The following is a 25,505-nucleotide window of genomic DNA, read 5'->3' as shown; positions in this document are numbered from 1 at the left end:
TTATGGTTCATCTCCGGTCGGCTCCCGCTCGCCCGGCCACCCACCGCGTGGGTCAGCCGAACAACCAGAGGACGCCCTTGGCAAAGGCCAGGTCGAGGCCGGAGATGAACGCGGTCATCACGATGACGAACACGAGCACGACGATCGTGTACGTGATCATCTCGCGCCGCGTCGGCCAGATGACCTTCTTCAGCTCGGCGACGACCTGCGTGAGGAACAGCCAGATCCGAACGAACGGATTCCGACTCTCCTCAGCAGAGGCCTTTTTCTTCTTCTTGCGTTCCTTGACGGCTACTGCCGACCCCGTGGCGGAGTCGGTGTCTCCGTCGGTTCCGGATGCACCGGTTGACGAGCGACGACCACGAGCCGAGCGCTTGCCGGACGGACGCAGCTCCTTGGCGGCGCCGGTCGACGTCTCGTCGTCCGAACCGCCGGTGGCCTCGTCGCGACCGTCGAGCTCAGCCGCAGCCGAATCGGCCGCAGAACCCTCAGCGGCTTCTTTGGCGCGGGCAGCCCGGTCTCGCTTGCTCAACTTCGCGGTCCTCTCGTCAACGTGTGCCCTTCACCAGGGCAGGGGCGACAGGACTTGAACCTGCAACCTGCGGTTTTGGAGACCGCTGCTCTGCCAATTGAGCTACGCCCCTTTGCGACGTCCCCACCGGAGTGGTTCCGCTGCCATCTCATCGAATCCCGGCCTCACGACCGGTGCCAGCGTTTCATCGCCGACAAAACCAACGCGCCACCCTATGGGTAGCGCGCAAGTCTGAATCAATCAGACACTTCAGTGTAGATCACCGGGGCTGTGGACCCAAAACGCGCTCCACGTGCCTCCCTCGACGACCGTACACGCTGCGCATCCGACGACAGCCCGCGATGGCGTTCCTCGCGGTCGGCACTCACCGACCGAGCGGACGACTTCATGCTCCGACCTGCGAAAACAGCGCGGACGTCACGGTAGAGTTCCCTTGTCGTGTCCGGATCGGCACGACACGAGTGGCTCACGTCCGACATCACAGACGGAAGCATGGTGCCGACATGCCCCTGCGCCTGACGCTCGCCGACGACGACGTCCTGCTCCGGGAAGGGCTCGCGAGTCTGCTCACGTCCGCAGGCATCGACGTGGTCGGGCAGGCGGGCGACGCCGACGGGCTGCTCGCCCTCGTGGCCGAGCACCGCCCAGACATCGCGGTCGTCGACATCCGCATGCCCCCGACCCACACCGCCGAAGGCCTCGACGCCGCCCTGCGCATCCGACGCGACTACCCCGACGTCGCGATCCTGCTGCTCTCCGCGCACGTCGACGTCGACCACGCACTCGAACTGCTCGACGGCGGCCGCGGCGTCGGCTACCTGCTGAAAAGCCGCGTCACCGACGTCGCGGAGTTCGTCGAGACCGTGCAGCGCATCGCCGCCGGCGCGTCGGTGATGGACCCCGCGCTGGTCCAGGAGCTCGTTGCCGCACGGCGCCGAAACGACCCGCTCGAACAGCTCAGCGCACGCGAACGCGAGGTGTTGACGCTGATGGCCGAGGGGCTTTCCAACGCGGGCATCGGGCGCCGGCTGTGGATCACCGAGGGCACGGTTGAGAAACACGTCCGATCGATCCTGACCAAACTCGACCTCGCCGAGACCGCCGACGATCACCGCCGGGTCCGCGCGGTGATCCTGTTCCTCGACGCCACGACCTGACTGACCGTTCAGGGAGCAGTTGCGGCCAACACCTTGCGCACCCGGTCCGCGGACAAACCGAACTTCGGCACGAAGCCGACAGCAGCGCTGAGGTCGATGAGGTCGGCGAACTCCTCCTCGTCGTGGGTCGACACCAGCACCACCGCGGGCGCCGGATCGAGACCCGAATCGTGGAGGGCCTCGACGACGGCGAAGCCGTTCTCCTCCCCCAGATCGATGTCGACGAGCGCGACGTCGGGTCGCGTCGATCGCGATTCGCGGACCGCGTCGTCGAGCGTCGAGGCCGACCCGACCACCGTGATCCCGCCGGCTTCGAGCGTTCCGCGCAGCGAGGCCCGGAAGTCGGCACTGTCGTCGACTATCAGGCAGCGCAGGCGGGTGGGTTCCATACTGACTAGCGTGTCAGAAGCAGCAGGGCGAGGCATTCCCGCTAGCTGGAAGAACGACCGCGGTCCGCTGAGGGACCGGGTCGTCGCGGTGGTGCTCCGGCCGACGTCGCCGCCCTGGCAGTGGGGCGTGGCGACCGCGCTCGTGCTGATCGCCGTCGAGGTCGTCGTGGTGCAGGTCCTCAGAGAGATCTTCCCGCAGAACGCCTTCGGCGCCGTCTTCCTGTTCGGCGTGCTGGTGGTGTCCGCCCGTTGGGGCTTTCCCCTCGCGGTGGGCACCTCGGTGGCCAGTGCCGCGGCCTATGCGTGGTTCCACGCCAGCCAGAGCACCGACAGTGCCGCCCCCGCGGTCGTCGTCTTCCTGGTCCTCGCGCTGCTCGCCAACGCCCTCGTCGGGCAGGCGCGCCTGCACGCGCTCGAGTCCGATCAGCGTCGCCGCGAGGCGAATCTGTCCGCCGATCTCGCCCGGACCGTGCTGCGCGCCGTGGATCTGCCGGAGGCGTTGACCGCGGCGAGTGCTCGCCTGACCCAGGTGCTCGACCTGCCGGCACCGGGAGCTGTTCTCGACGACCCCGACACCACACCGGGTCCGGGGCAGCAGCGCATCGCTCTGCTCGACCGCGGACGCTCGGTCGGTGCCCTGCTGGTGCCGGCCGACCTCGACCCCGCCGACCGGCGTCGCGTCACGCGCATGGTGCCCAGCCTCGAAGCACTCCTCGCCGCCGCTCTCGACCGCCAGGCACTCAACGACCGGACAATCACGCTCGCCCGCCAGCAGGTGGCCCTGCGGCGGGTCGCCACCGCGGTCGCCTCACGCGCCGAACCCGGTGAGGTCTGCGGGATCGTCGCCGCCGAGCTCGCCGACGAGCTGGGCGTCGAACACGTCACGGTCATTCGATTCGTCGATGACACACAGTGCGAAGTCCTTGCCACGCGCGATGATTCGTCAGATCTGACCCTTGCCGTCGGAGAACGACTGCCCCTCGGCGGCACCAACGTCTCCACCCTCGTCGCCGATACCGGCGAGATGTCGGTCCTCGACTACTCGTCAGCCGACGGCCCCATCGCCGACCGTCTCGAACCCCGCGGTCTCCGTACCGGGGTGGGCGCGCCGATCACCGTCGACGAACGTCCGTGGGGCGCAGTCATCATCGGCACCGCCCACCGATCCGTGCCGTCGGAGTTGCGTTTGCGGCTCGGCGATTTCGCCGATCTGGTGGCGACGGCGATCTACAACAGCGAGGCGCGGGCTGCGCTGACCCGTTCGCGCGCCCGCGTCATCGCCGCCGCCGATCAGGCCCGACGCACCATCGAGCGCGACCTACACGACGGTGCGCAGCAACGCATCGTGTCTCTCGGACTCGACATCCGCGCCCTGCAGGCCGCGGTTCCCGACGACCAGACCGAGGTACGGGATCGGCTCGACACCGTCGTCGACTCCCTCGCACACATCCATCGAGACCTCCAGGAGTTGTCCCGGGGAATCCATCCCGCGATCCTCTCCCGCGGCGGACTCGGGCCGGCGTTGAAAACCTTGGCCAGAAGGTCGTCGGTGCCGGTGGCACTGCAGGCAACCGACCTCGGACGGATGCCGAAGACGGTCGAGGTGACCGCGTATTACGTTGTGGCCGAATCACTCACGAACACCGCGAAGTATGCCGAGGCATCCGAGGTGGTCATCTCGGCACACGTCGACGAGGACACCCTGACTCTGTCGGTGACCGACGACGGCATCGGCGGCGCCCTACCCGACCAGGGTTCCGGGCTCCTCGGTCTCCGCGACCGGGTGGAGGCGGTCGAGGGCGAACTCGTCATCGACAGCCCGCCGGGTGAGGGCACCACGGTGCGGGCGCGCATCCCGCTCACCGAGACCTCGACTACCGGCTAGCCGGTAGAGGGGCCTCCCGCCAGCCTCCGGCCGGGTTGGCCGCCAGCATCGACGACATCGGCGTCGCATCGGACGAGTCTTGAGATCACCGAAACAAGCACTCACCCAGGAGGAATCCGATGCCGTACATCACCACCGCCGACGGAACCGAGATCTACTACACGGAGCAGGGCAGCGGGCAGCCCGTGCTGCTCAGCCATGGCTGGCCGCTGTCGTCCGACGCCTGGCAGGTCGAGCTCAAGCTGCTCAGCGACGCGGGGTACCGGGCGATCGCCCACGACCGTCGCGGACACGGCCGGTCGTCGAAGACCGCTGTCGGTCACGACATCGACACCTACGCCCGCGACCTCTCCGAACTCGTCGAGGCGCTCGATCTCCGTGACCTCGTGGTGGTCGGCCACTCCACCGGCGGAGGCGAAGTGGTGCGGTACGCGGCGAAGTACGGCAGGGGTCGCGTCGTCAAGGTCATCACCGCAGGCGCCATCCCGCCGCTGATGCTCCAGACCCCGGACAACCCGGAGGGAACTCCCATCGAGGCCTTCGACGAGATCCGCGCCGGCGTGCTGGCCGACCGGTCCCAGTTCTGGAAGGAACTCGCCGAGCCGTTCTACGGCGCGAACCGCGAGGGCGCCCACGTGTCCCAGGGTGCCAAGGACGACTTCTGGCGGCAGGGCATGATGGCCAACCTCTCCGCCGTCTACGACTGCGTCAAGGCGTTCTCCGAGACCGATCAGACCGAGGACCTGAAGGCGCTGGACGTGCCGATCTTCATCGCCCAGGGCGACGACGATCAGATCGTGCCGATCGCGGCCGCTGCAGAAAAGGCGATCAAGCTGGTCGCCGAGGGCACCCTGAAGGTGTACCCCGGTGCGCCGCATGGCATCTATGGCGACTACCAGCACGAGCTCGACTCCGACATCCTCAAGTTCATCGCCGGCTGAGCCCGCCGTATCCACCCCGGGAGCAGATCAATGAACTCGCCGAACAACACCACCGCGACCATCGGCCACGAGACCCCCACCGTCGGCAATCCGGACCTGCCACCGGAGGGCAGCATCAACACCGTCGACCACCCGCGCAGCACCGAGATGCGCGGTCCCCGGAATCCGGCGATCGACAGCCAGTTCGCCGACCAGATGGACCCGCCCGCGACGGATGTCAGCACGCAGCCCTTCTTCTGGTCGTCGTTCAACATCTCGTCGCGACGCATCCAGGCCGGCGGCTGGGCTCGCGAACTCACACAGCAGGACTTCGCGATCTCCGACGAGATCGCCGGGGTCAACATGTATCTCGAGCCGGGCGGCATCCGCGAACTGCACTGGCACCAGACCTCCGAGTGGGCGGTCATGACCCGCGGCAAGGTCCGTGTCACGACCCTCGGCAGGTCCGGCAAGCCCAGCGTCGAGGACGTCGAGGAAGGCGATCTCTGGTACTTCCCGGCCGGCACGCCTCATTCACTGCAGGGCCTCGGGCCCGACGGCGGCGAGTTCGTCCTGGCCTTCGACGACGGCGAGCAGTCGGAGAGCAACACGCTGCTGCTCACCGACTGGTTCGCACACACCCCACCGGAGGTGCTGGCCAAGAACTTCGGTGTCGCGCAAGAAGTCTTCGACGACATCCCGCTGCACAACCTGTGGATCTTCCCCGGCGACGAACCCGGCGATCTCGCGGCCGACCAGGACGCCGCCGGAGTCGAGTGGGGCGCGAGCGAACCGGTCATCTTCCGGTTGTCGCGGACCAAGCCGGTCGTCGAGAACAGCGGCGGCAGCATCCAGATCGCCGACAGCACCAACTTCCCGGTGTCGAACACGGTCGCGGCCGCACTGGTGAGCATCGAACCAGGGTCCATGCGCGAACTGCACTGGCATCCGAATGCCGACGAGTGGCAGTACTACCTGCGGGGCCAGGGCCGGATGACGGTGTTCAACACCGGCCCGCACGCCAACACCACCGACTTCCGGGCCGGCGACGTCGGGGTCGTCCGACGCAACTACGGCCACTACGTCGAGAACACCGGGGACGAGGTGCTGCAGTTCCTCGAGGTGTTCCGCGCCGACAAGTACGAGGAGGTGTCACTGGCCCAGTGGCTGAGCCACGTACCGCCGAAGCTGCTGGCGCAGCACCTCAACATCGACGAGGTCACCCTGGCCACGTTCCCGAGGGGTGCGCAGGGGATCACTCCCCTGCGATGAGGGAACAGGTGGAACGACGACGGCGACGACCACAATGGTCGTCGCCGTCGTTGTCTGTTCGGTGCGTCAGTTGAACTGGACGACCACGGTGGCGCGGCCGAAGATCCGGCGGTCGCCCTGCTTCGCGGTGATCGCGATGGTGCCGCGGCGGGTCTCCGGGTCGAGCGACTTGACCTTGCCGGTGAAGTCGACGGCGGCGCTGTCGTCGGCCGGGACGTACACGGGGCTGGTGAAGCGGACGCTGTACTCGCAGAAAGCGGCCGGGTCGCCGATGAACTCCGACACGAAGCTCGCGCCGAGGCCCATCGTCTGCATGCCGTGGGCGACCACGTTGTCCATCCCGGCCGCGTTGATCACGTGGTCGGAGAAGTGGATCGGGTTCGGGTCGCCGGCGACGCCGGCATAGTTCGACAGATTGCCGCGCGTGAGGAAATACCGCTTCGGCGACAGTTCCTGCCCTACGGACAGGGTGTCGAAGTTCACCGCGGCGTACGCACCGGGACTCTGGGTCGGATCGGGCAGGTCGTAGCGACCGGCCTTGGCCTCGACGGTGTGCCCGGGATCGCCGATGGCGTCGATCTTGATCATCACGTGATCGAGAGAGGCCTCGAGCTCGGGGTCGACGTCCATACCGGGGCGTGCGGCCAGCGAGGTCCAGGTGGTCATGACCGGCTCGTCGTGCTGGTTCCAGATGACGTTCTTGGTGACCATGAGGTCGATCATCTCGGGGCTGCTGACGTGGCGGAACGACTCGAGGGAGACGTCGCAGATCAGGCGGTCGCCGACCTTCATCGGCTGGTGGTAGACGAGACGCTGGTCGGTCTGCATGATCTGCCACATGTCGTAGCCGGTGATCACGTCTTCGAAGAGTTTGCGCTGGGCGATGATGCCGAGGACGGAGACGTAGGTGGGTGCGGCGATCAGCGTCTCGTGGCCGTACTCGCGGGCGCCCTTCTCACTCCAGTGGGTGGGGTGCGCGTCCTGCACGGCCATCGCGTGCTTGCGGACCTCTTCGCGACCGATCTCGTAGTAGTCGTCGACGGTGTAGTGGAAGCCGACCAGCGACTGTGTGTGCGCGGCGATCTCCTCGGGGGTGAGCTTGGCGCCGCCGTTCTTCGACTCGGCGATCCGCTCCCGGAGGTCTGTTCCACTCGCGTCTGACATCTGACTACTGCTCCCTTCGCATGACCGACCGGGAGGGGCCCGGACCGGACTACGTGGGCCGAAAGTCGACGACCCACCCGCGCCGCGCTGCGCGTGTTGTCTCGATTGGATTTATTGAGTTGTGCGGAACATCCTGCGCCGGGCGACCCCCTGGCCCGGTACAAGCAAAACGAGCTGCCTCTTCTCAGAGGCAGCCCGTGTGCTGGTTCTTGTACCGGAATCGCCGACTGACGTCGTCTAGCGCGATTCCTTGTGCGCCTGATGCTTGCCGCAGTTCGGGCAGAACTTCTTGATCTCGAGGCGATCGGGATCGTTGCGGCGGTTCTTCTTGGTGATGTAGTTACGGTGCTTGCACACCTCGCATGCCAAGGTGATCTTGGGGCGAACATCTGTTGAGGAGGCCACTTGATTGCCTTCTTTCGAGTGGTACGTGGTCGGGTTCGGCAGTTCCCTCAGGGCTTGCGACCCTTGCGCTCGGTTCCGGTCGGACCCGATGTGTAGCGGTGGAGGGACTCGATCCCTCGACCTCACGATTATGAGTCGTGCGCTCTAACCAGCTGAGCTACACCGCCCCGCGGACTTGTCGTCCAGCGAGCCCCCTGACGGAATCGAACCGTCGACCTTTTCCTTACCATGGAAACGCTCTGCCGACTGAGCTAAGGGGGCGTGCCCCGGGCATTTCTGCTCGAGAGCCTTAACGAGGTTACACACTCATGTCCGTGCTAGACAAATCGCAGGTCAGAGACCCGCTGTCAGGCAGTTTTCATGAACGTTCACCACGTTCGTGGCAGGTATAGGATTCGAACCTATGTAGCTTGCGCGACGGATTTACAATCCGCTCCCTTTGGCCGCTCGGGCAACCTGCCGTGCTGCTCCCACGGCCGCCGTGACGGTCGTTCGAACAACGCGGTGAAGAATACAACGAACCATACGTCCGCATGCAAACCGGCTGGTCAGCGGGGCAGTTTTGGCGGCTCCCGGCCGGCCCCGTCGCACCGCCATCGGTTGCGCCACGCCCTTCCGTCGGTTGAGCCACGCCCTTCGTCGGTTGAGCCACGCCCTTCGTCGGTTGAGCCACGCCCTTCGTCGGTTGAGCCACGTCGAAACCCCGCCACACCCCGGTCCACCTGAGGCGATGACATAACCTGTCGGACATGGCTGATTCATCGTTCGACGTGGTGAGCAAGGTCGACCGCCAGGAGGTCGACAACGCCCTCAACCAGGCTGCCAAGGAGCTGTCGCAGCGCTACGACTTCCGCGGCACAAACACCGGTATCGAGTGGTCCGGCGAGGAGACGATCGTGATCACCTCCGACGCCGAGGAGCGCGCACAGGCCGGTCTCGAGGTGTTCAAGGAGAAGCTGATCCGCCGCGACATCTCGCTGAAGGCATTTGACGCCGGTGAGGTCGTCGGGTCCGGCAAGACCTTCAAGATCAGCGGCAAGCTGGTCCAGGGCATCGACTCCGAGCACGCGAAGAAGATCTCCAAGAAGATCCGCGACGAGGGCCCGAAGGGCGTCAAGGCGCAGATCCAGGGCGACGAGCTGCGCGTCTCGAGCAAGAAGCGCGACGACCTCCAGGCCGTGATCTCCCTGCTCAAGGGCGAGGACTTCGGAATCGCCCTGCAGTTCGTCAACTACCGCTGACCTCCACAACTCTCATCCCCGCCCGCGATCCCAGCCGGGCGGGGATGAGAGCTCTTCACCCCCATCGAGCACGACACCCGACGACCATGGATGTGTGCAAGATCGCATCGCGGGCCGTCGGAAACCAAAACGGACATTGCGTCGTTTGACTGAACGAGGCGCCTTCATCCCCCGGTTCGGCGCACGACAGACGAGGACCCCCGATGCATTTCAACGGATTGAAGACCGCAGCCCTGCTGGGTGTGATGTCGGCGATCATCGTCGGAATCGGTGCGCTGTTCCAGAGTCCCCTGATCCTCTGGGGGTCGGTGATCGTCGCCGTGGGCATGAACGCCTACGTGTACTTCAACAGCGCCAAGATGTCGCTGAAGGCGATGCACGCCCAGCCCGTCACCGAACTGCAGGCACCCGTCATCTACCGGATCGTGCGCGAACTGGCCACGGCCGCCCACCAGCCGATGCCGGCCCTCTACATCTCCCCCACCGAGTCCCCCAATGCCTTCGCGACGGGCCGCAACCCGAAGAACGCCGCCGTGTGCTGCACGACGGGCATCCTGCAGCTGCTCGACGAGCGGGAGCTGCGTGCGGTGCTGGGTCACGAGCTGTCTCACGTCTACAACCGCGACATCCTCATCAGTTCCATCGCCGGCGCGATGGCCGCGGTCATCAGCGGCCTGGCCAACTTCGCGATGTTCATGGGCGCCTTCGGCGGCCGCGGCAACGGCCCCAATCCGCTCGCGATGCTCCTCATCGCATTCCTGGGACCCATCTCGGCAACGCTGGTGAAGATGGCCGTGTCGCGGTCACGCGAATTCCAGGCCGACCAGTCGGGCGCCGAGCTGACCGGTGATCCCCTGGCACTCGCCTCCGCCCTGGCGAAGATCTCCGGCGGCGTCCAGGCCGCACCGCTGCCGCCGCAGCCCGACATCGCCGCGCAGTCGCACATGATGATCGAGAGCCCGTTCCGCGCCGGTGATCGCATGGCGAAGATGTTCTCCACCCACCCGCCGACCGCCGAACGCATCCGGCGGCTTCAGGAGATGGCCCGCAACGGGCGCTGACCTCGATACGCGTCGTCCTCGCTTCGCTCGGTCGGCGCTACTCGGCCGACAGAACAGTCCTCTGCTGGTTGTGCAGGCGACGAGCGCAGCGAGGAGCCGTGTCGATTTCTGCTGGTTGAGCAGGCGACGAGCGCAGCCCGTGTGACCTCTGCTGGTTGAGCAGGCGACGAGCGCAGCGAGGAGCCGTGTCGAAGCCAGGCTGGTGAGGCTGCTACCCGACGCGGTCGATGGTGTAGTCCACCAGCGACGACAGCGCCTTGTGCGCCGGGGTCTCCGGCAGCTCGGCGAGCATCGCGTGGGCCTCGTCGGCGAAGCTCTGCAGCTTCGCTCGCGCAGCTGCCATTCCGGCCGACGATTCGAGCAGCTTGAGGGCTTCGGCGACCTCGGCGTCGTCGGTGAGCGGCCGTGAACCGCCGTCGGGACCGACGAGGAGTTCACGCAGTCGTTCCGACGTGGCGTCGTCGCCGGTGAGTGCGTAGAGCACGGGCAGGGTGTGGACGCCCTCGCGCAGGTCGGTGCCCGGGGTCTTGCCCGAGTCGACCGACACCGAGCTGATGTCGATGATGTCGTCGGACACCTGGAAGGCGACGCCGACGATGTCGCCGATCTTGGAGAGTCGTTCGATGTCGTCGGCGGTCGCGCCGGAGGCCATCGCGCCGAAGCGTGCGGCGGCCGCGATCAGCGAGCCAGTCTTCTCCCACACCACCTGCAGGTAGTGCTCGATGGGGTCCGCGCCGGGCTTCACGCCGACGGTCTCCCGCATCTGGCCGGTGACGAGTTCGGCGAAGGTCTCGGCGATGATGCGCACCGCCTCGGGACCCAGCGTCGACACCAGCCGCGAGGCGCGGGCGAACAGGAAGTCACCGGAGAGGATCGCGATGGAGTTCGTCCAGCGGGCGTTGGCGCTCGGGGCGCCGCGCCGCATGGAGGCCTCGTCCATGACGTCGTCGTGGTAGAGCGTCGCGAGGTGGATCATCTCGACGACGGTGGCCGAGGTGATCACGTCCTCCGAGTCGGGACGCGGCCCGAACTGCGAGGCGAGGATCGCGAACATCGGCCGGAACCGCTTGCCGCCGGCCTTGGCCAGGTGGGTCGCGGCCTCGGTCATGACCTCGTCTCCGGACGAGAGCTCACCCAGCAGCAGGTCCTCGACCTTCTGTAAGGAGGAGCGCACCGTTTCGGCGAACTCATCCGATACCAGGTCCAACCCGGCGAATGTGGACTTCACAGCTACGCCGCCCCATCTCGTCTGATCCGGCTAATGTGTGTCGGCGGAGGCCCGAGTGTCCTCGTGATCCCGCCTGCCTGCCGAGCCTATCCGGTCCGGGGTACGGACATACTGTTCGGGTGAGCCCTGAGAATTCGACGCCCCGGGATGTCTCCTTCCCCGATCACGCCGACGTCTTGGTGGTCGGCGCGGGACCGGGCGGGTCGGCGGCGGCAGCACATGCCGCGACGGCCGGTCGAGACGTCGTCCTGGTCGACGCCGCGGTGTTCCCGCGCGACAAGACGTGCGGCGACGGCCTCACCCCGCGCGCCATCGCCGAACTCGACGCGCTCGGCCTCGGTTCGCTGGTGGCCGACCGGCCCCGCATCGACGGCCTGCTCCTCAACGGGTGGGGCGCGCGGCAGCAGGTCCGGTGGCCGTCGGGCCGCTTCCCCGCCTACGGCAGCGCGGTTGCACGGACCGAGTTCGACGACGCGATCCGGGCGCACGCGGTGAGCAAGGGCGTCCGAATGGTGCAGGGCGCCAAGGCTATCGACGTGACGATGGATGGCGACCGGGTCGGCGCGGTGACGTTCGCTGCCGGCGGCACCACCCACACCGTGCGCGTCGGCGACCTGATCGTCGCCGACGGGGTTCGCTCGGGACTCGGCAAAGCCCTTGGGCGCGAGTGGCATCGGGACACCGCCTACGGCGTCGCGGCGCGCGCCTATGCGCCCTCGGCCCGCGCCGACTCTCATTGGATGGGTTCACATCTGGAGTTGCGTGGCCCCGACGGTGAGCTCCTACCCGGTTACGGCTGGGTGTTCCCGCTCGGCGGCGCCGACGGCGGGGCAGGTGGCGGACTGGTGAACGTCGGCGTGGGCGCGCTCGCGACCGCGAAACGACCGGCACACATGGCACTTCGCCCGATCCTCGAGCACTACGCCGCAATGGTTCACGACGAATGGGCACTTGGCGGACCGCCGGTCCGCATCGCGTCGGCGCTGCTGCCGATGGGCGGTGCGGTGACCGGGGTCGCCGGCCGTAACTGGGTACTCATCGGCGACGCCGCCGCCTGCGTCAACCCGCTCAACGGCGAGGGCATCGACTACGCGATGGAGACCGCCCGGCTCGCGGTCGAACTTCTCGGCGCCGACGACTACACCGACCGCTGGCGCGACATCCTCGTCGGCCACTACGGGCTCGCGTTCTCCGCCGCCCGACGCCTCGCCGGACTCCTGACGATGCCGCAGACCGTGCCGACGCTCGGCCGCACCGGCATCCGGTCCCCGCAGCTGATGTCGATGGTCGTCCGGGTCATGGGCAACCTGATCACCGACGAGGACGCCGACCTCGTGGCGCGCGCCTGGCGGACCGTCGGCCGCATCTCCAGCCGTGTCGATCCGCGGCCGCCGTTCGCCTGAGGGTCCGAACTCCCGCGGGAGCGTTTACCTGCCGCGGTGTCGTTTCCTTCCCGCGTGCGCCAGCCAGCAAGCGGGAAGGAACTGGTCCCGCGGGAACGACGGACCCGACTTACACCTGCGACAACCGTCGCCGCAGGACGAAGTTGAAGTGCTTGTTCAGCATGTAGGCCTTGCTGAGGTTTATCGGTTCACCGGCACCGGAGTAGGTGACCTCGTCCATCAGCATCGCCGGTGACCCGGATTCGACGCCCAGCTTCCCGGCGATCTCCTCCGACAGCGGGAGTGCCACCAGGGTGCAGTCGCTGTAGATGTTGCCCATTCCGGGGAGCCCGGCGAGCACGTCGAGCACCGAACCGTCGAAACGCTTCTCGAGCAGCTCGCGCGAAGCCACCTCGACGGGGACGATGTCGAGAATCCAGCCGATGCGCTTGCCGCCGAGCAGCTTCACCCGGCGGATCTCGACGGCAGGGGTACCCGGTCGTAGTCCCAGCGCCGCCGCAGACGCCTTGTCGAGGCCGATCTCTGAGATGACGAGGTCCTTGGTCGAGACCTTCTTGCCCTGCGATGCGGCGTACGTCTCGACCGACGCCAGTTGTGACAGTCCTGATGACAAGACCTCCGGCGTACCGACGACCAGACTCCCGCGACCCTGCTGGGAGCGGATGTATCCGGCCTCGTTCAGTCCGGCGAGTGCGGCACGGACGGTGATGCGTGAGACGTCGTAGCGACGACACAGGTCGGCCTCGGAAGGCAGGTAGTCACCCGGCTGGACCAGCCCGGACAAGATGAAGTCCTCGAGTAGGGCGGCACGGACCTCGCCGGCCAGATTGCGGCTGCGGCGGGAGCTCGCCTTGGAATTGCGGCCGGCCGCGGTGACGGGCGCTTGGCTCTGCGGCATGCCGCCATTGTGACACGAACCATGTCCCAAATCCTGTCGAGCAGAGCTGGATACACGTTGTTAACAATGCGAAACACAACTTGTAATACAGGCGGTGAATTCTTCATCCGTGCCCAGTTGTAATACAAGTGAGGGGAGGCGCCCGGTGAACACCGAGACCACCGAATCATTCACCATCTCAGGCGCTTTGGTGATCGACGAGGAGCGTGTGGAACAACTCGACGTCGATGTCGCCGACGGAAAGATCGTCGGACTGCGCGGCCACCAGCACCCGGACACCACCGCGGCCCGCGGCGGCTTCGACCAGGTGGTCGACGGCCGCGGCCGCGTGCTCGTCCCAGGTTTCATCGATCTCCACGCGCACAGCGCGATTCGGCTCTTCTCCGACCCCGAGCTCGCCCCGAAGATCGCCAGCGGGTTCACCACCGAACTCCTCTGCCCCGACGGTCTGGGCCCCGCCCCGGTCCGCGCGGACGGCATCGAGGACCGGCGCACCTACCTCGCCGGCTTGGAACCCGGTGCGGCCCCGTGGGATTGGACAGGCCTGGACTCCTACCTCGCGTCGGTCGACGCCGCGCGACCGTCCACCAACATCGTCACCTGCGTCCCGCACTCAGCGGTACGTGAGGTGGTCATGGGTCCGGCGGCACGACGCCCCTCGCGGCAGGAGCTCGACGAGATCCAGCAACTCGTCGCCGAAGGTCTCGATGCCGGCGCTCGAGCCGTGTCGTTCGGCCTCATCTACGCACCCGGCCTCTACGCGGAATCCGACGAGCTCGTCGCGGTCGCCGAGGTCGCGGCGTCCTACGGCGTCCCGGTGGTCCCGCACATCCGCAACGAGGCCTCCAAGATCCTCGACTCGATCGGCGAGTTCGTCTCCGCTGCGGAGAAGACCGGTGCCCCCCTGCACATCTCGCACCTCAAGCTCATCGGCAACCGCGACCTGCTCGATCAGCTGATGAACCTGTGCACCGATGCGGCCGACAAGATCTCGCTGACCTTCGACCAGTACCCCTACGGCGCGGGCAGCACCCTGTTGTCCGCGCTGCTGCCGCCGCATGCCTTCGCCGAGGGGTCCCGCGGCGTGCTGGCACGTGTCTCCGACGCCGTGGAACGTCGCCGGATGGCCGACGAGATCCGCAACGGCATCGACGGATGGGAGAACATCCTCGGCTCGGTCGGACCGGACAACGTCCTGATCGTGCAGGCCTCCGGAGATCGCGCCGAGGAGATCGGCAAGACGGTCGCCCAGATTGCCGACGAACAGCACTGTTCGCCCGAGGACGCGGTCTTCGACATCCTCGTCGACACCAATCTGGACGCGGCGATGATCGACCACTACGCCACCGAGGAGGTGGTGACCTCGATCTTCGGCCATCCCCTCGCCATGGTCGGGTCAGACGCCGTGTTCGCCCCGCGACCCCACCCCCGCCTGTACGGGACGTCGGCACGGGTACTGGGCCGCTACGCCCACCGCGATCACCTGATCTCGGTCCAGGATGCGGTGCGCCGCATGACCAGTCGCCCCGCCGACCTCCTCGGTCTCACCGACCGGGGCCGCATCGCCGAGGGCCTGCGCGCCGATCTCGTCCTGCTCGATCTCGACGAGTTCGTCGACACCGCCACCTACGACGACCCGTGCAACCTGAGCCCGGGCGTCGACACGGTGTTCGTGGGCGGCGTGCCCACCTGGCGTAACGGTCGACACACGGGTGCTCGTACCGGTCACGTCCTCACCGCCGCGACACCGCACTAGAGAACAGTTCCGCACCGACAACCACGTCAAGACCACCGACATCCCACATTCCCCGGACGAACCCCCATGAACGGAGCACCAATGACGGTCCCCGCGTACGCGATCGACGAAGCATCGATGATCGAGTTCCTCACCCGCTACATCGCCGCTCGCAGCTACTCCTCGGAAGAGGCCGACGCCGCGACCCTGTTGATCGCCGAGATGGAGAAGCTCGGATTCACCGTGGAGGTCGACGAATGGGGCAACGTCATCGGCACCATCCGGCTGGGTGAGGGCCCCACGGTCCTCATCGACGGCCACATGGACACCGTCGTGGTCACCGACGAGAGCGTGTGGGAGCACAATCCGTGGGGCGAGATCGCCGACGACGGCCGCTTCTACGGCCGCGGCACCGCCGACATGAAGGGCCCGACGGCCTCCGCGCTGTACGGGCTGGCCGCCCTGAAGGACGGCAAGGTCGGCACCCTGGTGCTCTCGGGCACCATCGCCGAGGAACTCGCCGAGGGCCCCGCCCTGGTCAAGGTGTGCGAGCGGGTCAAGCCCGACTTCGTGATCACCGCCGAGTCCACCAACCTGCGACTCAACCACGGCCAGCGCGGCCGCGGTGAGGTCCTGGTGAGCGTGCACGGCAAGTCCAGCCACTCCGCCCACCCGACCGCGGGCATCAACGCCGCGCAGGTGATGGCCGACGTCATCGTCGCCCTGCGCGACGTGCCGGTCCCCCACCAGGACGAGCTCGGCGACGGCATCCTCGTCCTCACCGACATCATCTCCCGTCCCTACCCGGGCCTGTCGGTCCAGCCCGACCTCTGCCAGGCCACGTTCGACCGCCGCCTACTCGTCGGCGAGACCGAGGAGAACGTGCTCGGACCGATCCGCGAGATCGTCGACGAGATCTGCGCCAAGCACGGCACCACCGGCAGCGTGGAGATCGCCTACGACGACTTCACCACCTACAACGGCACCCACGTCCGGTTCCCGAACTTCGCCCTCGCGTGGCTCACCGACCCGGAGAGCTCGCTGGTGACCGAGGCGCAGGCCGCACTCGACGCCGCGGGTCTGCCGTCCGAGCTGGGCACCTACAAGTTCTGCACCAACGCATCGGGTTCGGCCGGCACTCTCGGCATCCCGTCGATCGGTTATGGCCCCGGCGAAGAAGATCAGGCGCACACCGTCGACGAGTCCATCGCCGTCGCCGATCTCGCCCGTGCCGCCGCCGGTTTCGCCGCGATCGTCGAGAGCATCCTCTCTTCGGGAGCACGCTCATGACCGCCACGTCACAGGTGATCGCCAACGACGCCCACAACCCCGCTGCGGTCGAACCTCTCGACGGCGCGGCGGTCCGCGACTTCCATCGCGGCCTGCCTGGTTACGAGGCGACCCCGCTCCTCGACCGTCCCGAGATCGCCGAGAGGCTCGGCGTCGCGCGGGTGTCGGTCAAGGACGAGTCGAGCCGCCTCGGCCTGCCGGCCTTCAAGATCCTCGGCGCCTCCTGGGCGGTCGCCCGCGAGGTCGACCGACGCCTCGGCGGCACCGGGCTGCGCACGATCGATGCGCTCCGCGAAGCTGTTGCGGCGCAGAAGGACTCACCGTCGCGATTGACGACGCTGGTTGCGGCCACCGACGGCAACCACGGCCGGGCCGTCGCCCGGATGGCAGCGCTGCTCGGACTGTCGGCGATCATCCTGGTGCCCCACGACATGGTGGCGGCGCGCATCGACGCCATCGAGAGCGAGGGCGCCCAGGTCATCGTGCACGACGGGGACTACGACGCGACCGTGCGCCGGGCCGCCTCGATGGACTCCGATACGCATGCTGTCATCGCCGACACCGCCTGGCCGGGTTACGACGAGGTCCCCCGCTGGGTCGTCGAAGGCTACGCGACAATCGCGCACGAGACCCTCGAACAGCTGGCGGCGCAGGATGTTCCGGCACCCACCGTCGCGGTCGTGCAGGTCGGCGTCGGGTCGTTCGCGGCCTCGATGGTGCGGTCGTTCGCACCGACCGGGGCCCGGATCCTCGCCTCCGAGCCGACCTCCGCCGATTGCCTGGCACCCAGCATCGCCGCCGGCGCACCGACGCAGTCGAGCGGCACGATCGACTCGATCATGGCCGGCCTCAACTGCGGTGAGATCTCGCCGATCGCCTGGCCGGTGCTGCAGGCCGGTGTCCAGAGTGCGATCACCGTCACCGACGACGACGCCCGGGACGCGATGCGCCTGTTCGCCCGTGTCGGAATCGAATCCGGGGAGAGCGGCGCCGCCGGGCTTGCCGCCCTGCTCGCCCAGCCCGGACTGGTCGGCCCGGACGATCACGTCCTGTTGATCAGCACCGAGGGCATCACCGACCCGGTCGCATACGCCGAGATCGTCGGCGCCGTCCGCGCGGAGGTCTCCGCATGAGCCGTCGAATCCTGTTGCGCGGCGGCCGGGTCGTCGGCGAACAGTCGGTCATCCATGCCGACGTGCTCATCGTCGGCGACACCATCGCCGAGGTCGGACCGCTCGGCGAGGTCGCCGACGCCGAGATCGTCGACTGCACCGGCAAACTCGTCCTACCCGGCGGTGTCGACGCGCACACCCACATGGACTCCCGGTCCTTCGACCCCGCCACCTGCGACGATTTCTACACCGGCACCCGGGCCGCGGCCGTCGGCGGAACGACGACGATCATCGACTACAGCGCCCAGCTGCCCGGTCTCGACGTCTGGGATTCGGTGCAGTCGCACGCCGCCGATGCCGCCGACAAGGCCGTGATCGACTGGGGCCTGCACGCCCAGATCGCACGCTTCGACGACACCCTGCCCACCCAGCTCGACGATCTGGCACGCTCCGGCGTCACGAGTGTGAAGACCTTCATGGCCTACCGCGGCTCGCTGATGCTCAACGACGGTGAGCTTTTCGAGGTGCTCCGGACCGCGGGGTCGGCCGGCATGCAGGTGTGTGTCCACGCCGAGAACGGCGACGTCATCGACGTCCTCGCCCGCGATCTCGTGAACCAGGGCGTCACCGGCCCGCGCGGACATCTGCTCTCGCGCCCGCCGGAGACCGAGGCCGAGGCGGTCGCGCGCGCCATCCGCATCTCGCGCATGGCCGACGCCCCGCTGTACCTGGTCCACCTCTCCACCGAGGAGTCCGCACAGCTCGTCGCCGAGGCCCGTCGCGAGGACTGGCCGATCACCGCCGAGACGTGCACGCATTACCTCACCCTCGGTCCCGAGCTGTACGACGCCCCGGGCTTCGAGGGTGCGAAGGCGGTTCTCACCCCGCCGCTGCGGGAGAAGCATCACCACGACGCACTGTGGTCCGCATTGGACACCGGCGTGCTCGGCATCGTCAGCTCCGACCACTGCCCCTATTGCTTCGACGGTCAGAAGTCGTTGGGCCGAGACGATTTCCGTCAGATCCCCAACGGCGGACCGGGCGTCGAGCACCGCATGATCGTGACCTGGTCGGAAGGTGTCGCGTCGGGTCGGCTCACGTCGAGCCAGTTCGTGTCGGTGACCGCCGCAGAACCGGCCCGCCAGTTCGGGCTCTACCCCAAGAAGGGCGTCGTCGCACCGGGGTCCGACGCCGATCTCGTCATCTTCGACCCTGAGGGCACCACCTCGGTCAGCGCCGACACCCAGCTCCAGAACATCGACTACACGCTCTGGGAGGGCTGGGACCTCACGGGACGGATCGACGCCGTCTACTCCCGCGGCGATCTGGTCGCCCACGACGGTGTTCTCACTGCCGAGGGCGACCGTGCAGGCCGCGGCCGATATCTGACCCGCGCCACCGCCGGCATCGGACTCACCACTCCCTGACCACGCTTCTCCCACAACCCCCGAGGACATTTATCATGACCGGTTCCGACCTCGAGCTGCGGCTCGCGCGGATCGAAGCGAACACCGCCATCGATCACCGCATGTCGTCGTATCTGCGCTCCTGCGACATCGACAAGAACGTCGACGAGATCGTCGCCCACTTCACCCCCGACGCGATCTGGGAGGGCGTGGGCCGCAACGTCTCCTTCGGCCGCGCCGAGGGCCGTGAGGCGATCGCGGCACACTTCTCGACCGTCTTCACCCGTCAGCCGTTCACCCTGCACTACATCGCCAACGCCATCGTCGACGTCGACGCCGACGCCACCGCGGGCCGCGGTCGGTGGATGTGCCTCGAGCCCACCGCGATCCGCAACGGCACACTGCCCGCCTGGGTCGGCCTCGACTACGACGTGAAGTTCGAACTCACCGACGGCGCGTGGCTCATCAGCCATCTGCAGGTCGACACCCTCTTCGCCTCGCCGTACCACATCGGTTGGGTGGCAGATCGTTTCACCGACATGACCGCGACCGAGCCGTACCCGGCCTCGCCCGGAGCACTCATCTCCCTGCCCACCGAAGGAGTACCGCTGTGAGCACCGCAGACACCCTCACACTCGCCGACATCCCGGTCATCGACATCTCGGGACTGTCCTCGCCCCACCTCGACGACCGGATGAAGGTGGCCGAGCAGATCGACGAGGCCAACCGGCGAGTCGGCTTCCTGGTCATCACCAACCACGGTGTCGACGAGACCCTCATCGAGAAGATGCACAAGGCGTCGGAGACCTTCTTCGCACTGCCCGCCGAGGTGAAAGAGACCGCCGCGGTGTCGAACCCCGACATCAGCCGCGGTTACATGCCGCCGCTTGCCCGGTCACTCGGCGCCTCGAGCACCGGCATGGGTGAGAAGGACTTCGTCGAGTACTTCTCCATGGGTTCGCCGCGCAACGCCGGCAGCGGCCTGTTCGACCACGCCAACGTCTGGCCCGACGATGGCGACGAGATGCGCGAGACCTGGGAGACCTACTTCGCGGCGATGGAAGACCTCGCCGACCGTCTGCTCCGCGGCTTCGCGCTGGCTCTCGGCGTGGAGGAGAACTACTTCCGCGCCTACTGCGACAACCACTGCTCGGTGCTGTTCGCCAACGGATACCCGCCGGTGAGCGAGCAGACCAAGCCCAACGAGGTGCGTCTCGGCCAGCACACCGACTACGGCAGCGTCACCATCCTCCACCGCGACGAACGTCCCAGCGGGCTGCAGGTACTGCAGGACGGCGAGTGGCGCTTCGTGCCGGACATCCCCGGCTCCTACGTCATCAACATCGGCGATCTCATGGCTCGCTGGACGAACGACCGTTGGGTCTCGACGGTGCATCGCGTCGCCAATCCCCCGGTGGTCCACCTGGGCAACCGCCGCCTGTCCATCCCGTTCTTCCACCAGCCCAACGTCGACGCACTGATCGAAGCCGTCCCCACCACCGTGGGACCGGAGGGTCCGAAGTACCCGCCGATCACTTCCGGTGACAACTACCTCGAGAAGACCCGCAACTCGACCTCCGCCTACTGAAACGACCCTGAACATGACCCGACGCGTCCTCGTCATCAACCCCAATTCCAGCGAGCTGATGACCGCGATGATCGCCTCGTCAGCGCGAAATGCATTGCCCGACGCAGAGATCGAAGTCCTGCGGATGACCGAATCCCCCGAGGGCATCAACACCCGCGCCGACGAGGAGATCGCCATCGAGGCCATGCTCGATCACGAGGTGGCAGGCCGGCTCGACGACTTCGACGCGATCGTCATCGCCTGCTTCGGCGATCCCGGCGTCCCCGAGCTCCAGGCCCACACCACGCGCCCGGTCGTCGGGATTGCCCGCAACGCACTGGAATACGCATCGTTGACCCATGGCGGTTTCGCGATCGTCGCGGCGTCGGTCGACGCCGAGGAGATCATGCGCGACCTCGTCGACGCCTACGACCTGACCGACCACTGCCGTTCGGTCACCTCGGTCGGCATCGACGCCGCCTCCCTCGCCCGCGGGGGTCGCGATCACCTGCCGGCGATCACCTCCCGCATCCGCGAACTCATCACAACTCTCGACAACGGGGTCGAGAGCGTCGTGCTCGGTTGCACAGCCCTCGCGCCCCTGGCGGAGGACCTCGAAGCCGAGCTCGGCATCCCCATCCTCGATCCCGTGAACAGCGCAGTTCGCTCGATCGTGTCCTGATCCCACGGAATCCGTACGACCCCTATCCACCTGTTTTCCGCGGATTCCCTCTGCCCGAAAGGACCCCATGGCCATCATCGACTCCCCACCGGAGGCCTTGAACCCACCGCCCGGTAGCGCCACCCAACTCAAGAACGACGACCTCGCGCCCGTCCCGAAGGGAAAGCGCACCTGGGGTGCATGGAGCTACACGGCGCTGTGGCTCGGCATGGTGCACAACATCTTCGGCTTCGCCGTCATCGGCAGTCTGATGGGCACCGGCCTCACCGCGGTGCAGGCCCTCGTCTCGGTGTTCATCGCCTGCCTCATGCAGGTCGGTCTGCTGATCATCACCGGCCGGATCGGCAGCCGCTTCGGGATCCCGTTCCCGGTCTGGGCCCGTTCGGCATTCGGCGTCTGGGGCAGCAACATCCCGGCCATCCTGCGCGGCATCACCGCGATCTTCTGGTTCGGCATCCAGAACTACCTGGGCGCCTCGGTTCTCAACGCTCTCTTCAGCCAGGTCTTCGGCTTCTGGCGTGACATGGACGGGGAGTTCTGGGGTCTGACCCTCAACATGTGGCTGTCGATCCTGATCTTCTGGGCGATCAACTTCGTCGTCATCAACCACGGCATGGAGACCGTCCGCCGCTTCGAGGTCTGGGCCGGCCCGCTGGTGCTGGTCGTCATGGCCGTCCTGGTCGGCTGGGCGATCGATGCGGGCAACGGCCTCGGCCCGGTGTTCAACACCGACAACGCCACCCACGACACCGTGCCGGCCTTCGTGGCATACGGCCTCATCCCGGCTGTCGCGACGTTCATGAACTCGGGCTTCATCACGATGATCCTGAACTACCCCGACGTCGCCCGCTTCGCGAAGTCGAACAAGTCGCAGACCATCGGCACCCTGATCGGCCTGCCCCTCGGCACCGTCATCTACTACGGCATGTCCGCCATCGTCGTGTCCGGTACGCAGGCCAAGTATGGTGAGGCACTGTGGGATCCGGGCGCCGTCCTGACCGCGATCAACATCCCGTGGGTCACGATCATCGGTGCGATCCTGCTGACCGTCGCCACAATCTCGGTCAACATCCCGGCCAACCTGGTGTCCCCGGCCTACGACCTGGTCAACCTGTTCCCCAAGGTGTTCACCTTCAAGACCGCAGCGGTGACCGCCATCGTCGGCGCCTTCCTGTACTGCCCCTGGTACTGGATGCGCGACTCGGCCAGCTTCTACGACCTGCTGGCCAACCTGGGCACCTTCCTCGGACCGGCCACCGGCGTGATGGTCGCCGACTATGTCATCCGCCGCGGACGCCTCGACGTCGACGCCCTGTACGAGGTCCACGGACGCTACCGCTACATCAACGGCTTCAACCCGGTCGCGATCGGCGTGCTCGCCGTGACCACGGCCGGAGTGCTGGCCCTGAAGCTGATCCCCTCGATGGCCGACCTGTACCTGTACAGCTGGTTCATCTCGGTGGCGATCGCCTTCGTCGCCTACGTCGCGATCGCGTCGTGGGTGAATCGCAAGACCGACGGCGTGCTGCGCCGCGGAACGGAACCCAGCGGCACCAAGGGCGAGGAATTCGCCGAAGGCGCCGTCTGGTGACCACCTCCTCAGGCCGCGGCGGGAACGGCATCGCGATCAAGGTGATCGTGCCGTTCCCGCTCCCGGCGGATGCCGTCCGCCGGCGTGCGGACCAGCTGTCACCCGGGATGCTCGGCGAGAACGTCACCGTCACCTACGTGCCGGTGCGTGCCTCCGGGAAGCTCGCCGACAGCGCCTACGACAACTTCCTCATCGAGTGGGGCGTCATCGAGGCCGGCCTGTCCGCCCAGGACGAGGGCTACGACGCGGTATGCATCGACACCGCCTCGGACTCGGGTCTGGCCGTGCTGCGGTCCCGCCTCGACATCCCCGTGGTGGGCCCCGGTGAGGTCGCGATGCACGTGGCGGGCCTGCTGGGCCGCAGGTTCTCGATCATCAGCACCTTCGAGCGCTGGGCCCACAACTGCCGGAAGAACGCGGTCACCTACGGAATGACCCAGGCCCTGGCGTCCACGCGATCGCTGTCCGACGCCGCACCGGACGTCGAGCGTCTGCTCACCGACAAGCCCGACGTGATCGACGCGCTGTGCGTCCTCGCCGAGCGCGCGGTCGCCGAGGACGGTGCGGACACGATCGTTCTCGCCAGCACCACGATGCACCAGGTGGTCCCGGTCCTGCGCGACCGGCTCACCGTTCCGGTCGTCGACCCCGGTCCCTGGTCGGTGCGTCTGGCCGTCGACATGGTGACGCTCGGCGTCACCCACAGCCGCCGCGCCTACCCCGCACCGGGTGCCCTCGACGACGCCATGATCCGGCGACTGCCCGGCGAGGCGCCCGGTGCCGCCGGCTCGGCGACCGTCGTGGGGACGGCCCGATAGTGGGCCTATACAAGACCTGACCTGCAGGTCAGCCGAACCCGGAGTCACCCCGTCTCCCGCGAGGGCGTGTCCTTCCCGTTCCCCCCGATCCCGATGAGCGGGAAGGACACGTCCGACTAGCGGGCACAGTCGGACGACGCGCGGCATAACCGTAGTTATGCACTTCGGAGACGGGCCGCTTTCGGCGCGTTCACAATGAGACATCGGCACGGTACTGTTCCAAGTGGTGTGTCCTCGGCCACACCACCACGAGACCGAGACCCCCGTCGAACCAGGAGATGGCAGATGTCCACTGCATCCACTCTCGCCACCCGCGCCAAGCACGCCGTCCAGAACCGGGTGGCGCAGCGCTATCACCTGCGGGGCGACATCGATCGCATGGACGCCGAGAACGACCCCACCGGCATCTCCCGGGCGCTCGCCACCCAGGAGTTCCCCTGGGGCATTACTCAGGCACTGAGTTTCGCGCTGTTCCGTACGTACGCGGTGCCGTCGATCGGCGATCTGCTGTACAAGACGAGCCAGTTCACCGAGTCGACGCAGAAGCGCTACGACGATACGGTCCTCCTGCTCGACGCCCCGATCGAGCACGGCGTCGACAGCCCCCTGGGCCGCGCCGGCATCCGCCGCATCAACCAGATGCACGGCATGTACGACATCCCGAACAGCGACTTCCTCTACGTGCTCTCGACCTTCGTGGTGTGCCCGGTCGAGTGGGTGAACGCCTACGAGTGGCGCAAGCTCACCAACCACGAGATCCGCGGCCTCACCAACTACTACCGCCGTGTCGGGCAGCTCATGGGAATCAAGGACATCCCGGAGACCTACGAGGGTTTCAAGCAGTTCTACGAGGACTACGAGACGGCCAACTTCGCCTTCAGCCCCGACGCCCTGGCCGTCGCGGACTCGACGCTCGCCCTGCTGGGCACCTTCATGCCCTACAAGCTACTCCCCCGCGCGGTGGTGCGCCGGATGTCGTTCGCGCTCATGGACGATCGCCTCCTCACCGCGTTCAGATACCCGAAGCCGACCCTCGTCGAGCGCATCCTGGTGCGCGGCGGTCTGAAGGCCCGTGGCCTCGCGATCCGGCTGTTCTTCCCGCCACGCACCGAGCCCCTGTTCGGCCGCCAGACCAAGCAGGTCCGCAGCTACCCCAACGGTTACCGCCTGGAGGAACTCGGCACCTTCGGCCCGGGATGTCCGGCACCCAAGGTCGAGAAGGCAAGCGCCGCAGGCTGTCCGGTGCCGCACGAGCTCCTCGCCGAGGACGCTCAGCAGGCCGCCGGGTCCTGACCTATCCGCTGCCTGAGCAGCCTATGAGGGTTTGTGTCAATGGGTCCTGTGGTGGGGTGTGGGCGTGTGGGTGTTGCCGGGCGGCCTGGTTGGGCGGTCCGGGTGCGGGTGCTGGTGGTGGTTGGTCGGCCGGGGTCGTGCCTGGCGCGGGCTCTACCTAGCGGTCAAACGGGTTGGTACCCAACAGCCTTCATCCGAGCTCGGGTCGCGCCGGGTGGGACTGCTCAGGCTCAAGCGCGGGTTATGCCCTAGGTGCGGCGAGCTTGTCCCGGTCGGCGAGGTCTGGGTTCAGGCGGCGCTCACCTCCGCAGTCTGGGTTGGTCCCGCCAGGGTCGGGTCCCAGGGAGTGGCGGTGGTGATCACCACGTGCAGTTGGCGTAGCAAGGCAGCGGCGATAGCTACGTAGGCCTGGTTTGGTTGCAGCTGGTGGTGGGTGCGGGTGGTCAGGTGTTGGTA

The 25,505-nt window shown here is 67.3% G+C and carries 23 protein-coding genes and 4 tRNA genes; 17 read left to right on the top strand and 10 right to left on the bottom strand.

The window, feature by feature from the left end; genetic code table 11:
• Positions 1–52 precede the first annotated feature (52 nt).
• Positions 53–532 carry a preprotein translocase subunit SecE gene (gene secE / locus LQD00_RS04015; protein WP_232715777.1) on the bottom strand — a complete coding sequence of 160 codons (480 nt, stop codon included), beginning with the start codon at positions 530–532 and terminating at the stop codon, positions 53–55.
• 39 nt (positions 533–571) lie between these two features.
• Positions 572–644, bottom strand: a tRNA-Trp gene (locus LQD00_RS04010).
• A gap of 391 nt (positions 645–1,035) precedes the next feature.
• Here LQD00_RS04010 and LQD00_RS04005 point away from each other — a divergent pair.
• Positions 1,036–1,689, top strand: a complete 654-nt coding sequence (locus LQD00_RS04005; protein ID WP_232715776.1) for a response regulator — start codon at positions 1,036–1,038, stop codon at positions 1,687–1,689.
• An 8-nt stretch (positions 1,690–1,697) separates the two neighbouring features.
• On the opposite strand, the gene LQD00_RS04000 is transcribed toward LQD00_RS04005, so the two are convergent.
• Positions 1,698–2,078, bottom strand: a complete 381-nt coding sequence (locus LQD00_RS04000) for a response regulator transcription factor (protein WP_232715775.1) — start codon at positions 2,076–2,078, stop codon at positions 1,698–1,700.
• Positions 2,079–2,307: 229 nt separating this feature from the next.
• Between LQD00_RS04000 and LQD00_RS03995 the strand changes: the two genes are divergently transcribed.
• From LQD00_RS03995 to LQD00_RS03985, 3 genes are all read left to right on the top strand, one after another.
• Positions 2,308–3,963: a sensor histidine kinase gene (locus LQD00_RS03995; protein WP_406566953.1), complete on the top strand. Its 1,656-nt coding sequence runs from the start codon at positions 2,308–2,310 to the stop codon at positions 3,961–3,963.
• Positions 3,964–4,082: 119 nt separating this feature from the next.
• Positions 4,083–4,904, top strand: coding sequence for an alpha/beta fold hydrolase (locus tag LQD00_RS03990; RefSeq protein ID WP_232715774.1), 822 nt, complete (start codon positions 4,083–4,085; stop codon positions 4,902–4,904).
• 30 nt (positions 4,905–4,934) lie between these two features.
• Entirely contained in the window at positions 4,935–6,155 is a 1,221-nt protein-coding gene (locus LQD00_RS03985) for a cupin domain-containing protein (protein ID WP_232715773.1), read from the top strand.
• Between the two features lie 66 nt (positions 6,156–6,221).
• On the opposite strand, the gene LQD00_RS03980 is transcribed toward LQD00_RS03985, so the two are convergent.
• From LQD00_RS03980 to LQD00_RS03960, 5 genes are all read right to left on the bottom strand, one after another.
• A complete protein-coding gene (locus LQD00_RS03980; protein WP_232715772.1) occupies positions 6,222–7,319 on the bottom strand; it encodes a fused (3R)-hydroxyacyl-ACP dehydratase subunits HadA/HadB in 1,098 nt (365 codons plus the stop codon).
• Between the two features lie 237 nt (positions 7,320–7,556).
• Positions 7,557–7,724 carry a 50S ribosomal protein L33 gene (rpmG, locus tag LQD00_RS03975; protein WP_003929651.1) on the bottom strand — a complete coding sequence of 56 codons (168 nt, stop codon included), beginning with the start codon at positions 7,722–7,724 and terminating at the stop codon, positions 7,557–7,559.
• 93 nt (positions 7,725–7,817) lie between these two features.
• Positions 7,818–7,891, bottom strand: a tRNA-Met gene (locus tag LQD00_RS03970).
• A 21-nt stretch (positions 7,892–7,912) separates the two neighbouring features.
• Positions 7,913–7,985 (bottom strand) — tRNA-Thr (locus tag LQD00_RS03965).
• Positions 7,986–8,104: 119 nt separating this feature from the next.
• Positions 8,105–8,185: transfer RNA gene (locus tag LQD00_RS03960), tRNA-Tyr, on the bottom strand.
• Positions 8,186–8,473: 288 nt separating this feature from the next.
• Between LQD00_RS03960 and LQD00_RS03955 the strand changes: the two genes are divergently transcribed.
• Complete coding sequence (locus tag LQD00_RS03955) at positions 8,474–8,965, top strand: YajQ family cyclic di-GMP-binding protein (RefSeq protein WP_005199629.1); 492 nt, start codon at positions 8,474–8,476, stop codon at positions 8,963–8,965.
• Positions 8,966–9,168: 203 nt separating this feature from the next.
• Positions 9,169–10,026: a zinc metalloprotease HtpX gene (htpX, locus tag LQD00_RS03950; protein ID WP_232715771.1), complete on the top strand. Its 858-nt coding sequence runs from the start codon at positions 9,169–9,171 to the stop codon at positions 10,024–10,026.
• Between the two features lie 211 nt (positions 10,027–10,237).
• On the opposite strand, the gene LQD00_RS03945 is transcribed toward htpX, so the two are convergent.
• Positions 10,238–11,254 carry a polyprenyl synthetase family protein gene (locus LQD00_RS03945; RefSeq protein WP_232715770.1) on the bottom strand — a complete coding sequence of 339 codons (1,017 nt, stop codon included), beginning with the start codon at positions 11,252–11,254 and terminating at the stop codon, positions 10,238–10,240.
• A 119-nt stretch (positions 11,255–11,373) separates the two neighbouring features.
• Here LQD00_RS03945 and LQD00_RS03940 point away from each other — a divergent pair, with 119 nt between their 5' ends.
• Complete coding sequence (locus LQD00_RS03940; RefSeq protein ID WP_232715769.1) at positions 11,374–12,657, top strand: geranylgeranyl reductase family protein; 1,284 nt, start codon at positions 11,374–11,376, stop codon at positions 12,655–12,657.
• Between the two features lie 109 nt (positions 12,658–12,766).
• Here LQD00_RS03940 and LQD00_RS03935 read toward each other — a convergent pair whose 3' ends face one another.
• A complete protein-coding gene (locus LQD00_RS03935) occupies positions 12,767–13,555 on the bottom strand; it encodes a GntR family transcriptional regulator (protein WP_232715768.1) in 789 nt (262 codons plus the stop codon).
• A 145-nt stretch (positions 13,556–13,700) separates the two neighbouring features.
• On the opposite strand from LQD00_RS03935, the gene LQD00_RS03930 reads away from it, so the two are divergent.
• From LQD00_RS03930 to LQD00_RS03885, 10 genes are all read left to right on the top strand, one after another.
• On the top strand, positions 13,701–15,311 hold the full coding sequence (locus LQD00_RS03930) for an N-acyl-D-amino-acid deacylase family protein (RefSeq protein WP_232715767.1): 1,611 nt from the start codon (positions 13,701–13,703) through the stop codon (positions 15,309–15,311).
• 81 nt (positions 15,312–15,392) lie between these two features.
• On the top strand, positions 15,393–16,580 hold the full coding sequence (locus tag LQD00_RS03925) for a YgeY family selenium metabolism-linked hydrolase (protein ID WP_232715766.1): 1,188 nt from the start codon (positions 15,393–15,395) through the stop codon (positions 16,578–16,580).
• A complete protein-coding gene (locus tag LQD00_RS03920; RefSeq protein ID WP_232715765.1) occupies positions 16,577–17,713 on the top strand; it encodes a diaminopropionate ammonia-lyase in 1,137 nt (378 codons plus the stop codon). Before LQD00_RS03925 ends, LQD00_RS03920 begins: the two co-directional genes overlap by 4 nt.
• Positions 17,710–19,119: a dihydropyrimidinase gene (hydA, locus tag LQD00_RS03915; RefSeq protein WP_232715764.1), complete on the top strand. Its 1,410-nt coding sequence runs from the start codon at positions 17,710–17,712 to the stop codon at positions 19,117–19,119. The genes LQD00_RS03920 and hydA overlap by 4 nt, the downstream gene beginning before the upstream one ends.
• A gap of 35 nt (positions 19,120–19,154) precedes the next feature.
• Positions 19,155–19,712 carry a nuclear transport factor 2 family protein gene (locus LQD00_RS03910; protein ID WP_232715763.1) on the top strand — a complete coding sequence of 186 codons (558 nt, stop codon included), beginning with the start codon at positions 19,155–19,157 and terminating at the stop codon, positions 19,710–19,712.
• Positions 19,709–20,686, top strand: coding sequence for an isopenicillin N synthase family dioxygenase (locus tag LQD00_RS03905; protein ID WP_232715762.1), 978 nt, complete (start codon positions 19,709–19,711; stop codon positions 20,684–20,686). The genes LQD00_RS03910 and LQD00_RS03905 overlap by 4 nt, the downstream gene beginning before the upstream one ends.
• 13 nt (positions 20,687–20,699) lie before the next feature.
• Positions 20,700–21,347: an aspartate/glutamate racemase family protein gene (locus LQD00_RS03900; protein WP_232715761.1), complete on the top strand. Its 648-nt coding sequence runs from the start codon at positions 20,700–20,702 to the stop codon at positions 21,345–21,347.
• A gap of 67 nt (positions 21,348–21,414) precedes the next feature.
• On the top strand, positions 21,415–22,938 hold the full coding sequence (locus LQD00_RS03895) for a cytosine permease (RefSeq protein WP_232715760.1): 1,524 nt from the start codon (positions 21,415–21,417) through the stop codon (positions 22,936–22,938).
• Positions 22,935–23,756 carry an aspartate/glutamate racemase family protein gene (locus LQD00_RS03890; RefSeq protein ID WP_232715759.1) on the top strand — a complete coding sequence of 274 codons (822 nt, stop codon included), beginning with the start codon at positions 22,935–22,937 and terminating at the stop codon, positions 23,754–23,756. The genes LQD00_RS03895 and LQD00_RS03890 overlap by 4 nt, the downstream gene beginning before the upstream one ends.
• Positions 23,757–24,041: 285 nt before the next feature.
• Positions 24,042–25,049: an oxygenase MpaB family protein gene (locus LQD00_RS03885; RefSeq protein WP_232715758.1), complete on the top strand. Its 1,008-nt coding sequence runs from the start codon at positions 24,042–24,044 to the stop codon at positions 25,047–25,049.
• The last annotated feature ends 456 nt before the right edge of the window (positions 25,050–25,505 follow it).

Source organism: Gordonia metallireducens (assembly GCF_021245825.1).
GTDB lineage: Bacteria > Actinomycetota > Actinomycetes > Mycobacteriales > Mycobacteriaceae > Gordonia > Gordonia namibiensis.
Note: the sequence above shows the minus strand (reverse complement) of the source record. Positions and strands in the feature narration are given on the sequence as shown.